Annotated in this window: 19 protein-coding genes; 3 read left to right on the forward strand and 16 right to left on the reverse strand. The window is 42.5% G+C overall.

What is annotated here, in order from left to right:
- Nucleotides 1-7 precede the first annotated feature (7 nt).
- The 10 genes from M9899_02940 to M9899_02985 form a co-directional block, all read right to left on the reverse strand.
- On the reverse strand, nt 8-1,135 hold the full coding sequence (locus tag M9899_02940) for a CapA family protein (GenBank protein ID MCO5113111.1): 1,128 nt from the start codon (nt 1,133-1,135) through the stop codon (nt 8-10).
- A gap of 340 nt (nt 1,136-1,475) precedes the next feature.
- Complete coding sequence (locus tag M9899_02945) at nt 1,476-1,820, reverse strand: rhodanese-like domain-containing protein (GenBank protein ID MCO5113112.1); 345 nt, start codon at nt 1,818-1,820, stop codon at nt 1,476-1,478.
- A 15-nt stretch (nt 1,821-1,835) separates the two neighbouring features.
- Nucleotides 1,836-2,327: a hypothetical protein gene (locus M9899_02950; GenBank protein MCO5113113.1), complete on the reverse strand. Its 492-nt coding sequence runs from the start codon at nt 2,325-2,327 to the stop codon at nt 1,836-1,838.
- A 140-nt stretch (nt 2,328-2,467) separates the two neighbouring features.
- Nucleotides 2,468-3,805: a hypothetical protein gene (locus tag M9899_02955; GenBank protein ID MCO5113114.1), complete on the reverse strand. Its 1,338-nt coding sequence runs from the start codon at nt 3,803-3,805 to the stop codon at nt 2,468-2,470.
- A gap of 44 nt (nt 3,806-3,849) precedes the next feature.
- Complete coding sequence (gene infC, locus M9899_02960; GenBank protein MCO5113115.1) at nt 3,850-4,404, reverse strand: translation initiation factor IF-3; 555 nt, start codon at nt 4,402-4,404, stop codon at nt 3,850-3,852.
- Between the two features lie 57 nt (nt 4,405-4,461).
- Nucleotides 4,462-6,417, reverse strand: a complete 1,956-nt coding sequence (gene thrS / locus M9899_02965) for a threonine--tRNA ligase (protein MCO5113116.1) — start codon at nt 6,415-6,417, stop codon at nt 4,462-4,464.
- 153 nt (nt 6,418-6,570) lie between these two features.
- Entirely contained in the window at nt 6,571-7,653 is a 1,083-nt protein-coding gene (locus tag M9899_02970; GenBank protein ID MCO5113117.1) for a hypothetical protein, read from the reverse strand.
- Between the two features lie 21 nt (nt 7,654-7,674).
- Nucleotides 7,675-8,772, reverse strand: coding sequence for an alpha/beta hydrolase (locus M9899_02975; protein MCO5113118.1), 1,098 nt, complete (start codon nt 8,770-8,772; stop codon nt 7,675-7,677).
- 14 nt (nt 8,773-8,786) lie between these two features.
- Entirely contained in the window at nt 8,787-10,286 is a 1,500-nt protein-coding gene (gene menE / locus M9899_02980; GenBank protein MCO5113119.1) for an o-succinylbenzoate--CoA ligase, read from the reverse strand.
- On the reverse strand, nt 10,283-11,293 hold the full coding sequence (locus tag M9899_02985; GenBank protein MCO5113120.1) for a ketoacyl-ACP synthase III: 1,011 nt from the start codon (nt 11,291-11,293) through the stop codon (nt 10,283-10,285). Before M9899_02985 ends, menE begins: the two co-directional genes overlap by 4 nt.
- Before the next feature lie 141 nt (nt 11,294-11,434).
- Here M9899_02985 and fabG point away from each other — a divergent pair, with 141 nt between their 5' ends.
- Together fabG and M9899_02995 are read left to right on the forward strand one after the other, a co-directional pair.
- Nucleotides 11,435-12,184, forward strand: a complete 750-nt coding sequence (gene fabG / locus M9899_02990; protein ID MCO5113121.1) for a 3-oxoacyl-ACP reductase FabG — start codon at nt 11,435-11,437, stop codon at nt 12,182-12,184.
- A 133-nt stretch (nt 12,185-12,317) separates the two neighbouring features.
- The gene (locus tag M9899_02995) at nt 12,318-13,136 is read left to right on the forward strand and encodes an alpha/beta hydrolase (GenBank protein ID MCO5113122.1); all 819 of its coding nucleotides are present in this window, start codon (nt 12,318-12,320) and stop codon (nt 13,134-13,136) included.
- A gap of 183 nt (nt 13,137-13,319) precedes the next feature.
- On the opposite strand, the gene M9899_03000 is transcribed toward M9899_02995, so the two are convergent.
- From M9899_03000 to M9899_03025, 6 genes are read right to left on the reverse strand one after another with little or no spacing between them, the layout of a single operon-like run.
- On the reverse strand, nt 13,320-14,522 hold the full coding sequence (locus M9899_03000) for a molybdopterin oxidoreductase (GenBank protein MCO5113123.1): 1,203 nt from the start codon (nt 14,520-14,522) through the stop codon (nt 13,320-13,322).
- A gap of 2 nt (nt 14,523-14,524) precedes the next feature.
- Entirely contained in the window at nt 14,525-15,088 is a 564-nt protein-coding gene (locus tag M9899_03005; protein MCO5113124.1) for a cytochrome c, read from the reverse strand.
- 1 nt (nt 15,089) lies between these two features.
- The gene (locus M9899_03010; GenBank protein ID MCO5113125.1) at nt 15,090-15,611 is read right to left on the reverse strand and encodes a DUF3341 domain-containing protein; all 522 of its coding nucleotides are present in this window, start codon (nt 15,609-15,611) and stop codon (nt 15,090-15,092) included.
- Nucleotides 15,604-16,971, reverse strand: a complete 1,368-nt coding sequence (gene nrfD / locus M9899_03015; GenBank protein ID MCO5113126.1) for a polysulfide reductase NrfD — start codon at nt 16,969-16,971, stop codon at nt 15,604-15,606. Before nrfD ends, M9899_03010 begins: the two co-directional genes overlap by 8 nt.
- The gene (locus M9899_03020) at nt 16,971-20,021 is read right to left on the reverse strand and encodes a TAT-variant-translocated molybdopterin oxidoreductase (protein MCO5113127.1); all 3,051 of its coding nucleotides are present in this window, start codon (nt 20,019-20,021) and stop codon (nt 16,971-16,973) included. The genes nrfD and M9899_03020 overlap by 1 nt, the downstream gene beginning before the upstream one ends.
- 20 nt (nt 20,022-20,041) lie before the next feature.
- Nucleotides 20,042-20,575: a cytochrome c family protein gene (locus tag M9899_03025; protein MCO5113128.1), complete on the reverse strand. Its 534-nt coding sequence runs from the start codon at nt 20,573-20,575 to the stop codon at nt 20,042-20,044.
- A gap of 362 nt (nt 20,576-20,937) precedes the next feature.
- Between M9899_03025 and pepF the strand changes: the two genes are divergently transcribed.
- Entirely contained in the window at nt 20,938-22,821 is a 1,884-nt protein-coding gene (pepF, locus tag M9899_03030; protein MCO5113129.1) for an oligoendopeptidase F, read from the forward strand.
- Nucleotides 22,822-22,948: the final 127 nt, after the last annotated feature.

Here is a 22,948-nt window from a genome sequence, read left to right on the forward strand (position 1 = left end):
ACTAAAACTAATGACATTGGGGTCTGGCGGTTAATCGCTCTGAAGACCCCATCAAGGCTTCAGAATTTCGCATCACTTGGTTGACGGTCTTCCAAGAGTCATTTCGACCTTTTAATCGATCCAAAAAATCTACGCTTAAATACGACGCTGTCATATAAAGTGGCAAATACCTAGCTCCGTTCACCCACACCTTATTGCCTCTTTTAGATAAACCGACTACGGCCATCAGACCAATCTTATTCACTCCTGGTTGAGAGCTGACAAAGTTTCCTGTTCCGTAATAAATAGGAACTTCACGTCCGTCTCGAGTGTTATACTTTTCCATAGGTTGAATGCGATGGGCATGAGTCCCAATAATGACATCTGCTCCAGCTTCAGCAATCTGTGCTCCTAGATTGATCTGGTCTCTGGTAGGCTGAAAAGAATCTTCGTTGCCCCAATGAGGGGTCACCACTACGGCATCAGCATGGCGTTTGGCTACAGCAATTTCAGAGAACAAAAGATCACGCTGGGAGTAACAGTGTAACACTTGGCTTGCGGTTTTAGCTCCACCATTGACTCCGTAAGTGCAAGCAATAAACGCCACCTTCCAGCCTTTTTTATTTACAATAGTAATGTAAGAGTCTCTTGAACCTTTGCGACGAGTTCCAGTGTAAGGCAGTCCTGCCTCTTCCAAAGCATCGATGGTGGCATCAATACCAATAAGTCCTCTGTCTGCGGCATGATTGTTAGCTGTGGACACAACATCAAATCCACCTGCTTTTAAATTTTGTGCTAAAACTGGATGAGTGTTAAATGCAGGGTAACCCGAATAAATGTATTCCTTTTCATCCCAATACACACCTGGGTCCTTACGCTGAGTCAAATCCCTAGCTACACCTCTGGCAAGTGGAGTTTCCAAATTCGCATACATAATATCCATGCCACGCACATGCTCGCCGATGTTTTGCCATAAATACGAATAGTGACTTCTTTGTTTTTGTGCTGCCATGTGGATGTACTTATGAATCAACAAGTCACCCACACCTCCAATAATCAAAGTGTCATCACTCTTTGCACACGCATCCTTAAACTCAAACGCCAAAGCAGACGTTGAGAACCCTAAAACCACAAATATAAAGGCTAATGTTTTCATACCCTAGCAAAGTGCAAAACTAAGTCCCACCCAACTAAAATATACCCCAGCCCTCTGTTCAAAACTTATACAAGTCGCCTTTTTTGTCTCTTCCCAGTAAGTTCAATTTTAAATTCAGTTTGATTTTAGATTGAGTTCTACCTTAGATTTCAACCTCAGAAGTGAGCAATGCGTATCCGACACGCGTTGGCCTGTGGGGCCGAGGGCCCCAGAGGGTAACGCGTGCCGAAGACGCTTTGCACCCGTCTCTGCTGCGTTGGAATCTAAGGTAGAACTCAATCTAAAATCAAACTGAATTTAAAATTGAACTTACTGGGAAGGGACAAAAAAGTGGGTGGTGTTAGTATTGGACGGGGTAGCCTAGGCGGTTCCATTCGATCATACCGCCTAACATGTTATACACTTTATTAAATCCTAAGGTTTGCGCATAACCTGTGGCGTGGGCAGATCTGGCTCCGCTTCTGCATATAAAAATATAGCTTTGAGTTTGATCTAGGCGCCCTAATTCCTCTTCGAGCTCGGGGCCTAGAGTGATGAGCTTTGAGTTTTCGATATGGCCAAGCTCACCTGTGAATTCGTCAGGTTGCCTGACATCAATCAAAATGAAATCTTGTGTGTCTTTAGTTTCAAAAAGGGTCTGGCAACTGATCTCTTGAATGCCTAAGGTGTCGTTGGTGATAAACATAAATACTCTTAACTTTTATTTTTTCTCAGCCGTGGCTGGGGCTTTGTTATTATTTTTTGCATCTGAAGTGGCCATGGTTTTACTGCCAGACGTAGAGGGTTTAATTTGCACCACTCTATATCCTGCAACACTGACAAGCTCTTGAATTTTGGCATCACTTAAAGACTTGCCTTTATTAAAGTAAATATAGAGGTCTTTTAAACCTTCATGGTTCACCTTAAAAACCTCAGGGCTTTCTTGCAATACGGATTTGATCTTGTAAATGCAGGCATCACACACCGCTCCCTCAATCACCACCTCTTTACTTGCAAGCTGAGAAAGGTCGGCATTTTGACGATCCACAAAATCATCATCCTCTTCATCGGCCTGAGAGACGGCTTGTGCTTGCTTTTGAGTTTTAGATTTTGGCGTCGCTTTTTTAGCGTAAGCCGCAGAAGTCCATCCAGACAGAACACCCAGAGCCAGCACTAAAAGCATCACACTTAATGAATCCCAAATTACTCTCATAAAAAGCCCTTACTTTTCACTCGTTATATCCTCAATTCACAAACTAGTACAGGTCAAAAAACTGTATTAGCAACACCTTAGCAGCCTATGTAAAAACCCACAAATACGCAGCACAAATGAGAAGACTTCAAAACTAAAACTTAGCCACAAGACCAGTCTACGCGCATCAGCTTTAGGTCAATCTGCCCCACACCCTCACCCTTATGAATTCCACCAAAGTGTCCTTCAAGTTCTAAATAATACGGGCTGAGTCGCATTGGCGAGAGCAAAGCGCCCATAGTGCCACCTAAATGCGTCTTTCCTGCCCATCTGTCCAACCCTAGAGTGATCCCCTTAGAGCTAAACATAGGCACATACGACTTCACCTGACTTTCACTTGGAGGTAACCCCACGTTAGGATCAGCATCACGCTCTAGCACTTCTATTGGAAATGCCATCCCCATCACATCGGTATCTAAATATTTAAGCGGTAGACCGTTTTTATCAAAAAAGTAGAGTGACTTAAAATATGACTGTGAGTTTAACTTTAACCAACTTGGTGCAGAAACGCCTAGCAACAGTGTTTCGTTCTCTAAATGAGGCGGATCATAAAGCGGCCCCATAAACTCAGATTCCGTGCGCCACAACAAGACATACTCTCGGCCATTAAGGTCAGACACTCTAAAACTATGAGGGTGCTTGACTAAAGCGTGCTGCCATAAAAACTGATACTGCGCCTCTGGCACTTTATCCTTTTCAAAAGCAGTGACGATCTGAGCAAGGTCCACCAAAGAGCTAGGAGCCACGTACTCCCCGTGATCTTCCACAAACAGGCTTAAAGCCACATGCTCTGCACTGTACACACGATACGCTTGGGGAAGCTTTAAGGTGAACGCATGTCTTAGAGGATAGCCCGTTTTATAACTTAGAGGCCACTGAGCTGATGGCAAACCTGGGGGACGTCCTAACAACCAACCATTTTGCCATTGTCTTCCTGAGTGTTCTTTTAAGACCTGAGCAGGAAGAGCCGCAAGATCGTAAGCCGTCTTGAGTTTGGTCTCATGTGTAAACACATCGGGATACTCAGCTTCTTTATCTCTTAAACAAAACATATCTACTTGATCTTTAAAAAAGATGATTTCAAGTTCAAAACCCGAAGGCAGAAATGCGGAGTACCGAGTGCGGCTTAATACACCCTGTTCCTTTTCCACTTGAAATTGCATATGAGAAAACTGATCTTGCACTTCATAAAGAGGCATTCCAATATGAATCCCTTCAACTGCAATATGATATGGAAATTTATTGTGAAAATGCAGCTCACCGATACGAGCGTTTTTATCCAGCCTCACCCCAAAACCATATTCTGGAATCAGGGAAAAGAATCGACCTTCTAGGTCCTTATCTGGTTCTGTCCAAAAGTCTCCTAGGGCATGTTTTAGATCCCCAGTGCTCATATTTGGGCGCAGTGAGCTTAAGTCTTCAAAGTTGACTGTTCTCATTCGCTGCACCCTCCTAGTGTTTTTGGAACATATACCTCGTGCGTTTACCCTTCAGCAGGTTTTGCCGCAGCCTCTTCGGCCTTCTTCTTTTTATAGTCTTTAATTTTATTTGCATCAGGAGCAACAATGGCAAACAGCTGACGCCCTTCTTTTTTAGGAGGGACTTCCACCATGGCAATCTCATCGAGTCTGGATGTGAATTTATTCACAAGATCATAACCTAACTCTTGGTGAGCCATCTCTCTTCCAGAAAAACGCAGATTGATCTTCACCTTATCGCCATCTAATAAAAAACGAGTGGCGTGTTTAAGCTTAGTCTCTAGATCGTGCTCTTCCGTGCGAGGTCTTAATTGCACTTCTTTAATAGAAACTACAACTTGGTTTTTTCTGGCTTCGGCTTGTTTCTTTTTATTCTCATACTTCCACTTGCCATAATCCATGATTTTACATGTGGGGGGACTTGCTTGGGGCGCAATTTCGATCAGGTCCAAACCTTTTTCTTCTGCAAGTCTTACAGCTTCAGGCACTGTATAAACCCCTAACATTTCGCCGTCTTCGCCGATCACACGAACTTGAGGTGCTCTGATTTGTAGATTCATTCGGTGACCTAGGTCTTTTTGTGTCTTACGTCCTTTAATAACATTCCTCCAGGTTATTTAGTTATTCTCTTCTAGGTTTTCTAAAATGGTACTTTGAAACACTTTGTTTTCGATATCACTGGTGAGCATAGCAATCCATTTGATCAAAGAGATACCAGAACTCATTTTACCTTCGCGATTACGCACTGAAATGGTTGAGCTTTCTACTTCCTGATCTCCAATGATGAGCATATAAGGAACTTTTTCCAGTTGCGCTTCACGAATTTTAAAACCTAATTTTTCATTTCTATCATCAAAATGCACACGAACACCTGACTTAAATAAAGCTTGTTCGATGTTCTTGCAGTATTCTGTCTGCGCTTCAGACACATTCAAAATACGAATCTGCGTAGGGGTCATCCACAAAGGCAGACGTCCTGCTGTGTGCTCCAGATACACACCAATGAATCGCTCTAAGGAACCCAAGATGGCTCTATGAAGCATCACAGGACGCTCTTCAGAGTTTTGTGCTCCCACAAACGTCAAATTAAAAGCCTCGGGCATATTGAAGTCGCATTGAATGGTCCCCAACTGCCAAGGCCGCTTTAAGGCGTCCACAAACATAATATCTAGTTTAGGACCATAGAACGCGCCGTCGCCTTCGTTGATCACATAGGGTAAGTCCATGGCTTTAAGAGCGGCTTCTAAAGCCCCTTCGGCTCTGTCCCACACTTCATCTGATCCCATTCTCTGTTCAGGACGAGTGGATAAGTAAATTCGATATTCACTCATTCCCAGCTCGTTATACACTTCATCTAAAAAGCTCATAAAAGATTTAATTTCTGCCGCAAGGTCTTTGATATCACAAAAGATATGAGCGTCATCTTGGCAGAAGGTACGCACACGAGTCAGTCCGTGCATCACCCCACTTCTTTCATAACGATGCAGTCGCCCAAAATCGGCAATTCGATAAGGAAGATCACGATAGGATTTTTTATCAGAAGCGTAAAGCAAACAATGCCCAGGACAATTCATAGGTTTTACTGAAAATTCACGTTTGTCGATTTCAGTAAAGTACATGTTGTCTTTATAGTTATTGTAGTGACCACTACAGTGGTAAAGGTCCACATCATAAATTTGAGGCGTGATCACTTCCTGATAACCATACTTCACATACTTTTCACGCATATAGTTTTGCAATTGATTATAAATGATCGTCCCTTTGGGAGTAAAAAACGGAGACCCAGGCGCCAAATCATTAAAAGTAAATAAATTTAATTCTTTGCCTAGTTTTCTGTGATCTCTTTTTTTAGCTTCTTCTAATAGCTCCAAATGTTCTTTTAGGGCTTTCTTGTCCTCAAAGGCCGTTGCATAAATTCTTTGTAGACGTTCACGCTTTTCATCCCCACGCCAGTAAGCTCCAGCAATGGACATCAGCTTAATGGCTTTGATCTGCCCACTTCGTTGAACATGAGGACCACGACATAGATCGTACCAATTGTCCTGATGATAAATGCTGATCTCTGTGCCTTCGGGCAAGTCTTCGATCAGTTCAATCTTATACTTTTCCCCATGATCTTTAAATCGAGCCAGGGCGTCTTCCTTGGTCACCACTTCTTTAGTGATAGGAAAATCCTTTTTAATAAACTCTTCCATCTTCTTTTCGATTTTTGGAAGGTCATCAGGTGTAAACGCATGAGGGGAATCAAAATCATAGTAAAAGCCATTGTCAATCACAGGACCAATGGTGACCTTCACTTCAGGCCAAAGACTTTGCACTGCTTGTGCCATCACGTGAGCCGCTGAGTGGCGCAATACCTCTCGGCCTCGCTCGCTGTTATCCGTTACAATCTCAAGACGGGTTCCGTCCTTTAAGGTCATACGAAGATCTATGATCTCTTTTTCGCCATTGAGCAGACCACCGACAGTCGCCTTAGCCAGACGAGGACTAATGCTTTCTGCCACCTGCAAAATCGTAGGTTCACTATCAAAAACTTTTTCTGAATGATCAGGTAATATTATACGAACTGACATCGATTATAACGTGGTGGTAGAGGTGATATTAGATTGTAAAAATAAAGACTGGGCTTTTTTATGATACATACCTATAGAAAACGAGAAAAGCACTCAACTGTCAAGCAAAGTCTTGAAATCCTTAATAATTGGGCCCTGTGGCGGGGCCTCAAACTATTGCATTTGGTACCTAAGCCCCACTTGTCCATACCATTTCATGTCCACTTCGACGTTATCAATGTTATCAAATCCCTGCCAAAGTGGAGCCGCCACCAAAAGTTGCAGACTTGTAGACGCACTTAAAGGCACAGAAGAGGTCAGAGATAAAGTAAAATCCCAGTACTTGCGGTTATGATGATAAAACTCAGTAAACATATTGCGCCCAAAAGTCTCATCTTCGCCCTGGATGGCTTCGGTATTTTTTAAACTCCACTTGGCCATGGCCACTAGGTAAGAGCTAAAAATATACGAATACCACAGGCTATACATTTGCTCATGACCTAAGCGGTAGCCATTTTCATTCCTACCTGTACGCACTTTGGCTAAAGCCAAAGCCCCCAGTTGGTGTTTAGACCATAACGTCTTAAGAACAAGGGCTGAAAGTGTCGGGTCCCACGTCCCTGAACCCAACTGCATATTGTAGGGATAGTTAAGGCTTGTGTTATTCGCGTTTTTCTTATTCACAGACCCTGTTGGTGTAGAAAGTCCAACATCTATCAGTGCCAATGTTGAGGGATTAAAAATATGAGTATGACTGAGTGTTAGAAGCGTGTCTCCCCATCCCTTTGCACGGTCTTTATAGAGTGATCCCATAAAATAGGTTTCAGCATAATTTGTAATATAACTTCCCACTAACTTTATCGAAGTGAAAGCACTAAGGTCTAACTTGTAGGTCAACATCTGCATGTCCAAACTGACATCATCAAAACTATAAATGTCGCCATCTGCAGGTCTGACACCTGTAAATCTGTAACTGAGCTGATCTACACCTACGGACCAATTTTTATTAAAAGGCTTCCACGCCGAAGAGGAAGTGCCCCCAGCCATAGAGGTAGACTCGGCAGAAGTTGAGACTCCACCAGCAGCAGGAGCGACTTCGAGAGAGGTCAAATCCCCATCAGAGGTAGAGCGACTTTCAACAGGAGTTGATGCGACTTCCTCTGTAGGCGTGGGCGTGGCTCCCACTGTCCCTACTCCTAAGAACATGATAGCTGCTACACCCATAAAGACTTTCATCATTTGACAGACTTGTGTCATAAACCTTCCTCTACGGTTTTCTTATTTGGAACTGCTTGCAGAACTACTGCCAGACGAACTCCCCACAAACTGTTCACAAGCTTGACCTTTAGAGTTCACACACCCTTCCCACCACTGAGCAGAGTCAATACTGAAAGTGCTTTCTGGCTTAGTCACTTGCGACTCCAGTATGGCATCAGTGATCATAGACATCACTTTAGGGTAAGCTCCAGGAATGGCATGAGGCGCCCCATCTACAAAAATAAGTTGGCTGTTCTTTGCCGCTTGTTGTTTTAATTTCCAAAATTGCAATTGATCTTTTTGTAAGGGCGCATCCTCAATAGAGGCCATCACCAAAGTGGTCTTAGGCCACGCCTTATCGGCTTGATCTTTTAAGTCAAAGTACTTTGCAGATCGCGCCATCTGATAAACTCCATTAAAGAAGTTCTCAAACCCCACACCTTCTAAATCTAAAGTGGCAATCTGAGGTTGCATGATCAAACGCATAGACTGATAAATTTCAGCATCATAAAAATAGTCAGGATCGTAAAAAGGATTCACATTCACTTTGTGCTGTAAAAGATAATGAGCATGTCTAGAAGCCCCGTAAGGGATATAACGATTAGAAGAGATCACAGCTGGTGCCACCAAAATCACAGACAGCACTCGGTCGGCGTGGTGGTTGGCAATGTGGCTGCCCACAATTGACCCATAGGATAAAGTTAAAAGATGAAACTTTTTAATCCCTAAAAAATCAGCTGTTTTTAAAATATCACTGGCTAGGTCTTTAGTTTCCAAACCCTGCATCGAAGGCCCTTGCAAAGTCATAATAAAACGGCTGAAGTAAGGGGCCTCCCCTTCCAAACCACGCAGAGATTCAGGCTGGGTGCTGTAAGCCACCTGCAAAACACCATAACCTTTTTGTGTCATCTCCTGATAATACTGATCCCAATGTGAAATGGAGTAGATCAAACCATTAAGAAGCACGACTGTGGGTTTATCGGCCACGGGTTTAGTGTAACGGTAATACACAGTATGGTCTTTGGCCAATTCCAAAATCCCTTCCTCATCCACATTTAAAGCCCATGCTTGAGAGAGTCCCATACCCATCATCAAAATCAAACTTAAAACAAATTTCATATTCCTCTCCCTTTTTATAAACTCATCTCTTTTAAAATACGTTTTTGAATTTTACCTGAATCTCCTTTAGGAAGTTCAGACAAAAACACAAAGTGCTTAGGCACCTTGTAACCCGCAAGCTCTGCACGACAAAAATCTTTTAAGCTCTGTTCATCCAAGGCGGACTCTTTACACACAATAAAGGCTTTACCGACCTCACCCCATTTTTCGTCCGCAGTGCCTATCACAGCGGCCTCGGCAATGTGCGGATGACTTTGTAAGACTTTTTCCACTTCAACGGGGTAAACGTTTTCTCCACCACTGATGAACATGTCTTTTTTTCGTCCTACAACATAAAAATAATCGTCTTCGTCTTTACGAACCAGATCTCCTGTTTTTAACCAGCCTGAGTCCATTGTCTCTTGGGTGGCCTTTTCATTATTCCAGTACCCTTTCATACAACTTGGGCCCTTTAACCACAGCTCACCCACTTCTCCACAGGCGACCTCTTGTCCCCGATCATCCACCACTTGGGTTTGCACATAAAAATTAGGACGTCCAATAGAGCCCATTCTAGACTGCGCGTCTTTTTCACTTAAAGAAAAACAATTAGGTCCAAACTCTGTCAGACCATATCCTTGACGTACGGGAACACCCTTTTCATTCCAAGTTTGGATCAAGCCTAAGGGCATAGGCTCGCCCCCCACGATGACGTATCGTAAGGAACTTAAATCTGTAGCTTGGAAGATTTCTGCCTCTGCCATCATTGCCAGCATCGTGGGCACACCAAAAAGCAAAGTGACTTTTTCTTGGGCGCAAATTTCTAAAATCTTTGTGGCTTCAAACTTTTCAAAGAAGATGACCGTAGCTCCTCTATGGAAAAATGGAGTCATTAAAACATTCCATCCCCCTGTATGAAAAAGTGGGGCAAAGTTCACTGTTCTGTCATTGGATTCAATGTTTAAACTTAAAGAGGTGTTAATAGAATTCCAAAACATCATCTTCGGCGTTAAAACTGCACCTTTCGGAAAACCTGTTGTGCCTGAAGTGTATAAAATTAAACAGGGATCTTCAAAACCACAGGCAAAACCAGCATCTTTTTGCACCTCACAACTTTGAAGAATCAAAGAAGAAACACAAGTGCTATAATTTTCCCTCTCCCCTTCATACTTCAGGCTTTCAACCGTAGGCATTAAAGCCTCATCATAAAATAAACACTGAGGGGCACAGTCTTGTAAAATATAATCTAACTCTGGAGGTGATAAACGAAAGTTTAAAGGCACTAAGATGGCCCCTAACCTTTGCAAAGCAAAAAACATCATGATGGTTTCTATACGATTGTGCGCGAGGACTGCGACACGATCTCCATGCCATATGCCCTTTGACTGCAAATACGTTGCAAGCTCACAAGCCACGGAATACATCTGCGAGTAGGTGTAAGTCTTCCCCTCAGCATAATGAATCAGCGCAGGTTTATCAGGGGCATAGGTCTTCCACCGCTTAAGCCCATCTACTTCTATAGCCTCATGACTCATGAATCAAAACCCCATTCCATAGCCAGTGCAGCCATAGACATGCCACCCCCTGAGCCTAACATAAACACCAAGTCCCCTTTTTTAAGTTTCTTTTGTTCCACAGCATCAGCAAGAGCCATGGGAATGCACGCGCTTCCTGTATACCCAAACTTATCCATCACATTGTGGGACTTACTTCTGGCTACCCCTAGCTCATCTAGAGCGGCGTTGATGGTATCAATATTGAGTTGGGTTAAGAAAAAATGATCAATGTCTTGTGATGTCTTTTGAATTCTATCCAAAAGATTTCTACTCAGCCTTGGCCACTGAATAGCGTTAGTTTCTGTTGGAATTTTTTTGGCAAAATTAAGAAGGTGTTCTTTTTTTTCAATGGCATCGTGAGAGATAGGCATTGCTGTTCCTCCCGCATACACTCCCATATAGTCATAGTACTGCCCGTCAGCATAAAGCTCTGTGGCCATAATGCCCTGAGTGTCTTCCGCCGCACTGACAATCACCGCTCCTGCTCCATCAGCAAACATCGAAGCAATTTTGTAATCGTCCCAGTTTAAGTAGCGGCTCATACCATAAGCACCTACAACCAATATATTTTTATAAGAAACTTCTGTAGCAATATACTTTTGCGCTACATCTAAAGCCGTGACAAAACCTGCACACGCCGTGTTTAAATCAAATACGCCCGCATTTTTTGCTCCTAACTTATGTTGAACCACAGCCGCTGTGCTGGGCGAAAGATAATCAGGAGTGTCTGTGGCAACGATAATAAGATTTATGTCTTGAGCCGTAAGACCTGCACGCTTTAAAGCTTTTTCAGCCGCAGAGACAACCAGATCCGAAGTCGACTGTGTCTCATCCATAAAGTAACGCTGGTGGATGTTTCTTTTTTCTCGTAAAAAAGTGGAAATGTCTTTTTGATACTTTTCATCAAAATAACTGTTCTCAATCAGACGTGCTCCCGTAGATAGCCCCGTTCCCACTATAGTGGCTCTTCGTAATCCTTCGGCCATAGTCCCCCTCCTAGAAAGTTCGACAGTAAGCTTAGTATTGCTCTTTATTATTTGACAAGTATTTGACATTAAATTTGTCGCTCGATACTTTTCATCTGCAATCTATCTCTGCACTGAAGCAGAATTTCACTTGGGGGAAATGTGTCTATAAAATATAATTTTCAGAATAAAAAAGCGCTTGTTACTGGCGGAGCGCAAGGTATTGGTTTTGAGATCACAAAAAGCTTTTTGACATCAGGTGCTAACGTGGTGGTGTGGGATTATAATCCCCAAACCTTAGAAGTTATTAAAAAAGAACTGTCAGAGTACGCAGATCGTCTAGAGGTGGCCCCAGTGGATGTGACAGACTATCAAAGCTGTTTAAATGCGATTTCACAAACTACAAGTCTTGATATTTTAGTAAATAACGCAGGTATCACACGAGATAAAAGTTTTGCTAAGATGACAGTTGAAGATTTCACACAGGTCATCAATACTAACCTCACAGGACTTTTTAATGTGACCAAAAGCATTTTAGAACAAAATAAGTTCAATGAAACGTCTTCACATAAAAGAATCATCAATATGGCCAGTGTCGTTGCTCTTTACGGTAACTTTGGTCAAACCAACTATGCCGCAGCCAAAGCAGGCGTGATCGGTCTTACAAAAACATGGGCGAAAGAACTGGGACGCAAAGGGTTCACTTCGAATGCCATTGCCCCAGGATTTATCAGCACTAAAATGACAGAGGCCATGCCCGCAGAGGTTTTAACTGCGCTTGTGGAGAAAGTGCCTGTGAAGCGTATGGGTTTAGTGCAAGACATTGCCAACGCCTGTTTATTTTTATCTTCTGAAGAGGCCTCGTACATCAATGGCACAGTCCTCAGCGTAGACGGCGGACTGACTCTTTAAGAGCATAGCACCCGTATCGGTTTTGTTTTTTAAAAGATAGAATTTAGGTTTAGGTTTAGGTTTAGGTTTAGGTTTAAAAAATAGGACTTAATTTTTTTCTGCACAAGAAGGATTTATTTCACAAGGACGTTTTATGGCATATTTAGTTGTGAATGGATTTAAAGTTTATTATGAGGTCTATGATGGACTGGTGGATAAAGACACTCTACTGATTCATGGCAATTTAGCCTGTAGCATCTGGTGGCATCCCGTTATTGACGTACTCAAAGCTCAAGCGCTTCCTAAAAAGGGACGTTTGGTCTGTATGGATTGGAGAGGCTGCGGTCAATCCAAAGGGTTGACACAAAAATCAGAAATTAAGTTTGAAACCTTTGCGGAGGACGTTTTAAGTTTAATCAAGTACCTTGAATTAAAAGACGTGCAAGTGGTGGGACATTCCACGGGAGGCTTGATTGCCATGCTTGCCATTTTAAAAGATGCTACACCATTTGCGTCCTTAGTGCTTTTAGATAGCATTGGTCCTAAAGGTATCGTGTCTCCTGTACCCCAAGATGTGTTACTGGCACACTTTCATGCTCTGTCACAAGATGAAAATCTATCTAACACCACCATTGCCGCCACTATCGAAGGTGTAGATACATCCACAGACTATTTTAAAGCCTTGGCCAAAGCCACTTTTAATGTCGATGAACCTGTCTGGGTGGGTGTGCCTGAAGAGCTTTGCAACAATGTGGACATCACTCACCGCATGTCAGAGATCACTCTACCCACTCTCATTTTACATGGAGAAAAAGACATGGTTCTTCCTCTAGAAGGATCTATAGAGATGCACGAACTTCTGCCTCAGTCTGAGCTTGTAGTGCTAAAAGACAATGGACATTCTTTAAGCGTGGAAGATCCAAAAAAATATGTTGAACTTCTACAAGATTTTAATTCTAAACTAGAACATTGAGTTTTATCCCCATCGCAATGGGATCTCCCGATGGGATATCATTCCAGCAGGATACAATTTAAATCTCACTCTATCTTAGCAAGTAGACTAAAAAAATAAAATTTTTGCATAAATAAAAAAAGCCTAGAAAACTCTAGGCTTTTTATTTCTACTAAGACGCAGTCTATGAAAAGGTCACTTCGTCTAGTGATAGACCACTTCGTGAGCCGCAGACTCTTCGATGTAAGGGTCATTCATAGGAATCAGTGAGTTTTTAGACAGATAGTTTGTAAATGTCAGTCCAAAAATTCCCAAGAACCCTAAAAACACAGCCACATCAAAACCATTCAGCTGAACAGCGTGGTCATCAAAGTTAGGATAGATCAACCAATGAAGGTCTAAAAATTGTGTGATGATGATCAAACCACAAATGATTCGGATGTAGTTCATATCACGCTTCGCCCATCTTGGTAGGAGTGCAAGAAAAGGGATCACAAATTTCAAGATAATCAAAGCCACAGACATCACAGCCCAAGGACCTTCCATGCGGTGAACAAAGAAGATGGTCTCTTCAGGCAAGTTGGCATACCAGATCAACATAAACTGCGAGAACGCAATGTAGGCCCAGAACACGGTAAAGCCTAGCATGTACTTGGCCATGTCATGGATATGGTTCTCGTTCACCATTCCGTTATAGTACCCACGTTTGATCAGAAAGATCGTAGCGATGATCATCATGGCAAAAAAGGTTTGAGATGCTCCACCAAAAAGGTAAATCCCAAAGATAGTACTAAACCAGTGAGGCTCTAAACTCATCAAAAAATCTACCGCAAAAAAGGAGAAGCTTAAGGCAAAAAACATAATGTAACCCACGCTCTTAGGAACAATAGCTTTGACTAAAGACTTGTCCCCAGTTTGGTCTTGTTTACGAGTGCCATTAACGATGAAGTGGTTAAATAAAATCCAACCGCCAAAGAACACAATAAATCTGATCCAAAAAAATGTAGGGTTCAGATAACCTTGTTTGTGCAACAAGAGTGAATCTTTAGCCACAACCTCAGGGTTTAACCAACTGAAAAGATAACCCACACCAAAAAGCATAAGGATCAAGGTCAATACCGCAGCCACTGGGATATAGGCCGCTGTGGCTTCAAATAGACGTCTAACGTTCACACTCCAGCCTGATTGGGTTAAAAAGTGAATGGCAATAAAGAAAAGGCCTATAAGAGCCACAGAAACAAAATACACTGTACCCAAAAGATAAGACTGCCAAGCACGAGTCGGATCTTTAAATAATAAAAACACAAAGGCTAAAGCACCTAAAGCCGCTAGTGCTATGAAGGTCAGCTTTAGTTTTGTGGGAGTTTCAAATTTTTGAGGAGCTTTAATTTCAACGGTCTTATGCATGTCTATTCTCCTGACTCTTTCTTATTTTGTAGGCGTCTAAGATGATCCACCACAGCCCAACGTTCTTTCTCGTCATAGATTTGGTTACTGTAGTTGCCCATAAGTCCCCAACCATACGTGACCACATAATAGAGTCGTCCATCGGTGTAATCTTTAATGCGATCTTGAAGTAAGTTAGGTGGAGGAATCACAAAGCTCTTTCTTGCCACTTCCATCATCTTGCTGTTGCCATCGGCTTTATCACCGTGGCAAACAGCGCAGTAAATTCTAAATTTCTCAGCACCTATGGAGTTATACTTTGCTAACTCTTCTGCGGACACACTTCGAAGTGGATTCTTAAGCTTTCCTGCTTCTTCAGTGCCCATCTCTGGAACATAACGTAAACGCGGAATCGCATGTTCTGGAGGAAGTTTGCTGGTGATCTTACTGTCTTTATCACCTTCTTGGGCTTTAATATCTGGGCCTTCTAACATCGCAGTCCCTGGCAGATACTCTCTGTTAGGTTTAGTCTTGTCACAACCTGCAAATACCAAAAAAGCTAAAACTAAAATGCATGACTTCTTCATTCTAATACTCCACCACGTCGTGAACTGCATCTGCACCCAGCTCTTTAAATAAATTCTGAATTTCTGAAGAATTGTACTTTTGATCTTGATCATAAATGATCAAACCAAACTTATGTGATGTTAAATCAGGATCAACAACAGGTGGGTTCACTTTAGGTAAACCACAAGCGATAATCATAGCTCCCACACTGGCCAAAGCCGCAAATAAGATGGTCAATTCAAAAATAACTGGAATGAACGCGGGTAAAGACCACATGGGCTTACCCCCAATATTAACGGGCCAGCTGACAGCAGAGGTCCACCAAGTAAACCAAAGACCAAATAGACAGCCAGTCACACCTGCAAAGAAAGTAACCCATGGGATCCATGACCTGCTCAGGCCGCTGGCGTCTTCCATGCCGTGTACTGGATATGGTGTGATCGCGTCGAATTTTAAATACCCCTTGTTTTTAACTGTTTCAGCTGCATGAAGAATGTCCTCTTCAGCCAACCAAATGCCCATGATCCCCTTTTGACTAGCCATGGTGACCTCCCTTGCTGCTCTTTCCAAAGCCCAGCACAGGTTTGATCTCTGCTATGGCTACCGCAGGAATGGCACGGATGTAAAGTAAAAATAATGTAAAGAACATACCAAAACTTCCAATCAAGACCCCAAAATCATAGAAGGTCATGTCGTACATACCCCAGCTCGAAGGTAAGAAGTCCCTGTGCAGTGAAGTCACTGTGATCACATATCTTTCAAACCACATCCCAATATTTACAAAAATCGAAACGATAAACATGGTTGGGATATGACGGCGGGCTTTTTTGAACCAGAAGATTTGAGGAATCAATACGTTACAAGTGATCATCGTCCAATAGGACCACCAGTAAGGCCCAAAGGCTCTATTGGTGAAGGCATACACTTCGTACACAGAGCCTGAGTACCAAGCGATAAAAAATTCAGACCCATAGGCATAACCCACAAGCATTCCTGTGGTCATGATCACCTTGTTCATCAGCTCCATGTGATCCAACGTGATGTAGTCTTTAAACTTAGGCACGGCAATGCGAACCAAAGTCATTAAGGTCACCACCATCGCAAATCCAGAAAAGATCGCCCCTGCCACAAAGTAAGGAGGGAAAATGGTAGTGTGCCACCCTGGAAGCTGAGCCACTGCAAAGTCAAAAGATACGATACTGTGAACCGAAAGAACCAAGGGTGTAGAAAGGGCTGCAAGGATCAGATACACAATTTCAAAGTGTCCCCAGTCTCTCGCACGGCCTCTCCAACCTAAAGAAAATATTCCGTAAAGAGTCTTACGAATTTTGGTTTTAGCACGATCTCGAAGTGTGGCTAAGTCAGGCACCATCCCCACATACCAAAACACAATAGAAACTGTAGCATAAGTAGAGATCGCAAAAACGTCCCATAAAAGTGGAGATCTAAAGTTCACCCACAAAGGACCTCTTTGGTTCGGATAGGGAAAAAGCCAAAAGGCAAACCATGGTCGGCCTGTGTGAATGATAGGAAAAATTCCTGCTGTCATCACCGCAAAGACCGTCATAGCTTCCGCTGTTCTAGCGATGGAGGTTCTCCACTTTTGGCGGAAAAGATATAACACCGCAGAGATCAAGGTTCCCGCATGACCAATACCTACCCAAAATACGAAGGTGACGATGTCCATCCCCCAACCAATAGGGCTATTGACCCCCATCAGTCCCATCCCAATGCCTACGATCGCTGCGATCACCACAATATAGAATGCAAACACAGAACTAGAGGCGGCAATCATGGCTAACCATCGACCACCAGGAGGGGTTTCAACTAAGGATGCTATGTCATCCGTCACGTCTTTTAATGACTTATTTCCTTGAACTAAAGGCTTTCTAAAAGATTCCATCAGTGATGCCCACCTTTTTTATTGCTTTGATCATGACTTGCTGTCTTAAGCTCATCTACGTTTCTGACTTTAGATAAAAACTTTACAGCAGGGTACACGGCCAACTCTTCTAGTAAAGAGTAAGAACGTAAATTTCTGTGCATTTTGCCCACTTCACTGTTGGGATCATTCAAGTCCCCAAATACAAGAGCCTTTGTAGGGCATGTTTGCTGACACGCGGTTTTGATATCACCGTCTTCGATCTTGCGATCAGCCAGCTTCACTTCTGTCTTTTTGGCGTGAATTCTTTGAACGCAGAAACTGCACTTCTCCATCACCCCTCTAGTTCTTACCGTCACTTCAGGGTTAAGAACCATCTTTAGTGGGTTTTCAACTTTAGAGTAGTTAAACCAGTTAAAACGACGAACTTTATAAGGACAGTTGTTGGCACAATATCTTGTTCCCACACAACGGTTATAAGCCATATCGTTTAAGCCCTCATCACTATGAGCTGTCGCAATAACAGGACACACTGTTTCGCAAGGGGCATTATCACAATGCATACACATAATAGGCTGGAAGACCACGTCTGGATTTTCAGGACTTCCCGTATAGTAACGGTCCACACGAATCCAACTCATTTCACGACCATTTAGAATATGTTTTTTACCTACAACAGGGATGTTGTTTTCAGCTTGGCAAGCCACGATACAAGAACCACAACCATTACAACGGCTCAAATCCACGGCCATTCCCCACTTGTGTCCTTTGTACTTGTGCTCAGACCAAAGTGAGAAGACCTTATGCTTATGACGTCCCGCTGTGGGGTCTTTCATGATGTCTTTAAGAGTGGCCTCAACTACAATCTGGCGGCCTTCCATACTATGATGGCCTTGTACGTTAGCTAGGTCATACATTTTACTTGTGGTTTTTACTGTCGCGTTTAAACCTGAGTAAATGACCTTATCATTTTTTAGTTTAGCTAAATTGTAAGCATTTACACCCACACCTGTTGCCACTTGTCCCGCATCTTTGCGCCCATAACCGATGGCTAGGGCAAGGACCTTGTCTTCTAATCCGACTTGAATGTGGGCAGGAACTTTTAAGGTTTTTCCATCTACAGACAGCTCAACAATTTGTCCTTCACGAACTTTAAGCTGTTCTGCGGTTTTGATACTCATAGATACATAGTTGTCCCAGCAGATTTTAGTCACTGGATCGGGGAACTCTTGCAGCCAAGATACGTTAGCCAAAGTTCCATCTTTGATCCCAACTGTAGGGTAAAGTACAAGTTCAAACTCAGGAGATTGATCAAGTTGGAAGCCTTTTTGCTCGGTGGCTTTGTAACTGCGCGAACCTGATGCAGAAAGGTCTTTTTTACCCACTACACCTTTTTGTAAGAAGTCCACCCAAGCCTGTTCAGTATTTCCGACTTTAGACTGCACTGATTTTTTAAGATAAGTGTACCAGTCAGAGTCATTTCCTAAAGCACCAAGAAGAACATCCTCAAAAGCTTTTGTATCATAAAGAGGTTGAATCGTAGGCTGCTGAATGCTGTAAATGCCCTTCACCCCTTCAGCATCTGCCCATTTTTCAAGGTCATGATGGTCTGGGATGATGTAGTCACACACAGAGCCCGTTTCGTCATTGCGATCGCCAGTATAAAAAATAGTCTTTACTTTTGCTAAGGCCTCTCTGAATTCTTTCACATTAGGCAAATAGTAAAGAGGGTTAGTTTTATGAATGACAAGCGCATTGACCTTACCTGCTTCAATATCGGCCATCAATTCTGTAATCGCTGACACTGATCCTCGGTAAGATAAAGAGGGGCTAGAGTACTTGATCACTTTTCCATCATTACCCAAAATGCCATTTAAGTAGTTTACAACATCAAACAAAGTAGATTGGTTTTGAGTTAAAGAAGTCAGTCCTCCCGTCATCACTACTGAACGACCACGAGACGTCACTAAGCGTTCTGCCAACTGATCCAATTGAGCATCAGAAACTTTAAGTTCGGCTAAAATGTCTTTAAAGGAAGTCAGTAAGTCTCTCCATACTTGAGGATAACTGAGACCTAATTTTTGGCAGACTTTATGAGTCAGCACCATAGCAAGAGGCACTTGTTGACTAGGACGAATAGGATATCTTTGATCCGCATTCATTCCTGTTACAGATAACATAGTTTCAAACTGCACAGAGTAGTTCATGTTGGCATCAGGGAATCTACGGTTAGCAAACTCGCGTTGATACTCCATAGAATGCGGGCCAACACCCAAATAATCCACATCAATACCGACGATCACATCAGCTTTAGTGAAATCCGCATAAGGAACCCCTTCTGACTTATCGTGCACTCTTTTTTGTGAAGCGAGGTAGGAAGAGTAATCAATAGGTTCGTATTCAAAATACTTACCGCCACCTTTTTGTACAAATTCAGAAATCAATTTGCGAGAGGTCGGTGAAGCATTAGAGCCTGACAGCACATACACACCACTTCCTGCCACCGCATCTTTAAGTGCAGTTTCAGCTTGAGCCCATGTTAAAGACAAAGTGTCTCTGTTCGTTCGGGCTTTATTGACCAAGTTATGCACTGGAGATGTTAAACGGTCAGGATCATAAAGACTTAACACAAAAGCTTGTCCACGCGTGGAGAGAGCTTCACCAATTCCAGGATAAAACTCATTCCCTTCTAGCTTAATGGGACGCCCTTCACGAGTCTTCACCACAAGACCTGTCACATCACCCCCATCTACAAATGTCGAAGCATAGTAGTTGGGAAGACCAGGAACGATCTCTTTGGGACGTTTTGCAAAAGGAACAATCTTTTGAACAGGACGACGAACACAACCAAAAGATGTGAGCGCAATGCTTGCACCCATAAGCTTTAAAAACTCACGACGTGCCCAACCGCCTTGCGCGGCCTCTTCTTGTTCAATCTCATCTGCCATAGGAGATGACATGAATTCACGCTGCGCTAGTTCTTGGAAGTCAGGATCGTTTCTCCATTGATCCAAACTGAGCCAATACTTAGGAGCTTTATTCTCTGTTTTTTCTGTGGTTTCATTTTTCATGCGCTTTATACTCCTGAAAATTAGTAGTGACAGGTTGAACAGTTGATAGGAGCAGGAGGCTCTTGCTCTCTATGACAGTTAATACACCAGCCCATGGATAGGTCTGAGGACTGAGACACCGTATCCATAGTTTCAATCGCTCCATGACACTCTTGACAGTCTTTGCCTGCCTTAATGTGTGGTGCGTGGTTAAATTTCACATGATCTGGCAACATATGAACGCGATTCCATGCGATCGGCTCATCATTGTTAAAAGCATCTTTAAGTTGATCCAAAGCATCTGTTTTTGTTCCCACGTTTAAATGGCAATTCATGCAGATGTTCAGACTTGGAACAGAAGCATGGCGGGACTCAGAAGCAGCAACGTGACAGTATTTACAGTCAATTTCGAGGGTTCCTGCATGCCATTTGTGGGAGTAAGGCAAAGGCTGTTCTGGTGCATGACCTTGGTTGTAACCGATATTAAGCTTGTTATTTGTAAGGAGATAAAAAAATGCTCCCACGCCGAATAGAATGCCAAATCCTACCGCGGCACCTACTAACTTTTTAATCATAAGATGCGACCTGCTTGTTAACGTTTTACTCTGTCTAGTATTACTTTTCTTATTAGATATAAAGGAAATATAGAAATTTTCAATCAATTTTCATTTAAAAAAATCTGCTTATATTTTGCGCACAAATTCATCTCTCACCATGATCACATGTGAACATGTGCAGGACTGCAACTTAAGGTTGCACATGCTGGGGTCTATCCTCATTTTTCAGGTGTAAATGTAATTGTAACTGATAGCTATAATCAAAAATTACGCCTACGTATTTGCCTCCTCACCTCTTTAGCTTAATACTAGAGCGGCTGCGGAAAATTTACACAAAGTAAATGTTCTAAAGCTTACTCAACATATTCACGGAGGTCTGGATGTCGGTTCGATATTTTTTTATTGCTTTGTTCTTTTTTAACACAGCCCTTGGTCTAATGAGTGTCGCACACGCCTCTCCAAAAACTACTCCTGCCGCAGAATGGGACCTCACAGATTTAGTCAAAAATGAAAAGCAATGGACTGGGCAAGTGGAGCAGATCGAAAAACAGATTCCCACACTTGGAAAGTGCCAAGGCAAGCTCACGACAAGTGCTAAGCAGCTCGCAACGTGTTTAGATTTACAATATGGTCTGTATCGCAAAACGGGTCGAACTTGCTCTTGGGCATTTTTAAAACAAAGCACAAATCATCTGTTAAGTAAAAATACCGCTCACGCTCAAAGATGTCAGAATCTTTTTGCAAAGATCTTTGAAGAGAGTAGTTTTTTTGAACCTGAGATAGTTCAAGCAGGAACCACAAAGATTCAAGGTTTTGTACAAAACGAAAAAGCTCTTGAACCTTATTCGCAAATACTCAGACGAACATTAGATCAAGGAGCTCATGTGCTTTCTTCTTCTGAAGAGGCTCTTATTGGTGCTTTAAGTCCGTCGCTCAGTAAATCTCGCGAGACTTTTTCTTTTTTATTAAATACCGAAATGCCATGGTCCAAAGTGAAAATGAGTGACGGCGTTCAAGAGATCAATGTGGCGGGATACACCAAGTACAGAGGCTCTTCTCATCGTCCTGATCGACAAGCCGCCTTTCAAAGTTTTTACTCCACCCTCTCACAATTTGAACGCACTATGGGGTCTACATACGCTCAAACTGTGATCACCAGAAATACGTTAGCGCGATTAAAAAAACATAAGAATGCACTTTCTGCAGCGCTAAGTCCTCAGCAGATTCCCGAAGCCACTTATCGTAAAATGATTCAAGAGGTGAATAAAAGTCTTCCCACACTTCATCGTTATCTTCAACTGCGCGGAAAAATGTTAGGGCTTAAAAAACAAGAGTACTTTGATGCTTATCCCACTGTGATCAAGAGTCCAAAGACGTTTCCTATTGCCGAAACTCAAAAGATGACTTTGGATGCTGTCAAACCCTTAGGCACAGATTATGTGACAAAAATCACTGAAGCCACTTCTAAAAACTGGATGAGCATTTATCCTAGCAAAGGTAAAAGCAGTGGCGCGTTTATGTCTAGCAATGCTTATGATGTGCATCCTTATGTGTTTCTTAATCATCAAGATGACTACAGTTCTGCATCCACCTACGCCCACGAATGGGGGCATGCTTTACACTCTATTCTTAGTAATGCCCACCAGCCTTACGCCAAATCTCGTTACTCGATCTTTATAGGAGAAATCGCAGCCATCACTAATGAAGTCTTATTAAATGATCATGCTGTTAAGACAGCGCAGTCTGATGAAGAGCGACTCTATTACCTTAACGAAGCTTTAGAATCTTTGCGTACTACTTACTTTCGACAAGCTCAATTTGCAGAGTTTGAACTCGCGGTACATGAAATTGCTGCCAAAGAAGGAGCCTTAACGGGGCAAAAGATCAGCGAAGTGTACGGTGACATTCTCAGACGCTACTATGGTCACAACAAAAAAGTCATGAATGTCGATCCTCTTTATTTCAAAGAATGGATGTTCGTCCCCCATTTTTACGGCGGATTCTATGTGTATCAATACTCCACCTCTATGGCAGGAGCCTATTATTTTGCCGATCAAATCCTAGCAGGAAATAAAGACGTATTAAATAAATATTTACAAGTACTAAAAGCTGGAGGATCCAAGTATCCCCACGAAATTTTATTAGACGCAGGCTTGGACTTGTCCAATTCAACTCCATATAAAACATTGGACAAAAGAGCCAACCAACTTATGGATGAAATGGAAGTCCTAATCAAAAAAGTAGAACTCAAAACCCGCACCTGATCTCTACTAAAACGCTAAGACTTGCTTTTTTGTGTCCGAAGTTTGGATTGATTTTCAATTTGGATTTGGAACTTAGAACTTGAATTTTCGTATATATACTCAAAATGCTCAGACAGTGACGTTTGGC

Source organism: Pseudobdellovibrionaceae bacterium (genome assembly GCA_023954155.1).
Classification (GTDB): Bacteria; Bdellovibrionota; Bdellovibrionia; order Bdellovibrionales; family UBA1609; genus JAMLIO01.

Excerpts from the sequence above, each read along its gene's own strand:
- M9899_02940 (MCO5113111.1), bottom strand. The coding sequence starts at position 1,135 with ATGAAAACATTAGCCTTTATATTTGTGGTTTTAGGGTTCTCAACGTCT.
- M9899_02945 (MCO5113112.1), bottom strand. The coding sequence starts at position 1,820 with ATGTTTATCACCAACGACACCTTAGGCATTCAAGAGATCAGTTGCCAG.
- M9899_02950 (MCO5113113.1), bottom strand. The coding sequence starts at position 2,327 with ATGAGAGTAATTTGGGATTCATTAAGTGTGATGCTTTTAGTGCTGGCT.
- M9899_02955 (MCO5113114.1), bottom strand. The coding sequence starts at position 3,805 with ATGAGAACAGTCAACTTTGAAGACTTAAGCTCACTGCGCCCAAATATG.
- infC (MCO5113115.1), bottom strand. The coding sequence starts at position 4,404 with ATGAATCTACAAATCAGAGCACCTCAAGTTCGTGTGATCGGCGAAGAC.
- thrS (MCO5113116.1), bottom strand. The coding sequence starts at position 6,417 with ATGTCAGTTCGTATAATATTACCTGATCATTCAGAAAAAGTTTTTGAT.
- M9899_02970 (MCO5113117.1), bottom strand. The coding sequence starts at position 7,653 with ATGACACAAGTCTGTCAAATGATGAAAGTCTTTATGGGTGTAGCAGCT.
- M9899_02975 (MCO5113118.1), bottom strand. The coding sequence starts at position 8,772 with ATGAAATTTGTTTTAAGTTTGATTTTGATGATGGGTATGGGACTCTCT.
- menE (MCO5113119.1), bottom strand. The coding sequence starts at position 10,286 with ATGAGTCATGAGGCTATAGAAGTAGATGGGCTTAAGCGGTGGAAGACC.
- M9899_02985 (MCO5113120.1), bottom strand. The coding sequence starts at position 11,293 with ATGGCCGAAGGATTACGAAGAGCCACTATAGTGGGAACGGGGCTATCT.
- M9899_02995 (MCO5113122.1), top strand. The coding sequence starts at position 12,318 with ATGGCATATTTAGTTGTGAATGGATTTAAAGTTTATTATGAGGTCTAT.
- M9899_03000 (MCO5113123.1), bottom strand. The coding sequence starts at position 14,522 with ATGCATAAGACCGTTGAAATTAAAGCTCCTCAAAAATTTGAAACTCCC.
- M9899_03005 (MCO5113124.1), bottom strand. The coding sequence starts at position 15,088 with ATGAAGAAGTCATGCATTTTAGTTTTAGCTTTTTTGGTATTTGCAGGT.
- M9899_03010 (MCO5113125.1), bottom strand. The coding sequence starts at position 15,611 with ATGGCTAGTCAAAAGGGGATCATGGGCATTTGGTTGGCTGAAGAGGAC.
- nrfD (MCO5113126.1), bottom strand. The coding sequence starts at position 16,971 with ATGGAATCTTTTAGAAAGCCTTTAGTTCAAGGAAATAAGTCATTAAAA.
- M9899_03020 (MCO5113127.1), bottom strand. The coding sequence starts at position 20,021 with ATGAAAAATGAAACCACAGAAAAAACAGAGAATAAAGCTCCTAAGTAT.
- M9899_03025 (MCO5113128.1), bottom strand. The coding sequence starts at position 20,575 with ATGATTAAAAAGTTAGTAGGTGCCGCGGTAGGATTTGGCATTCTATTC.
- pepF (MCO5113129.1), top strand. The coding sequence starts at position 20,938 with ATGTCGGTTCGATATTTTTTTATTGCTTTGTTCTTTTTTAACACAGCC.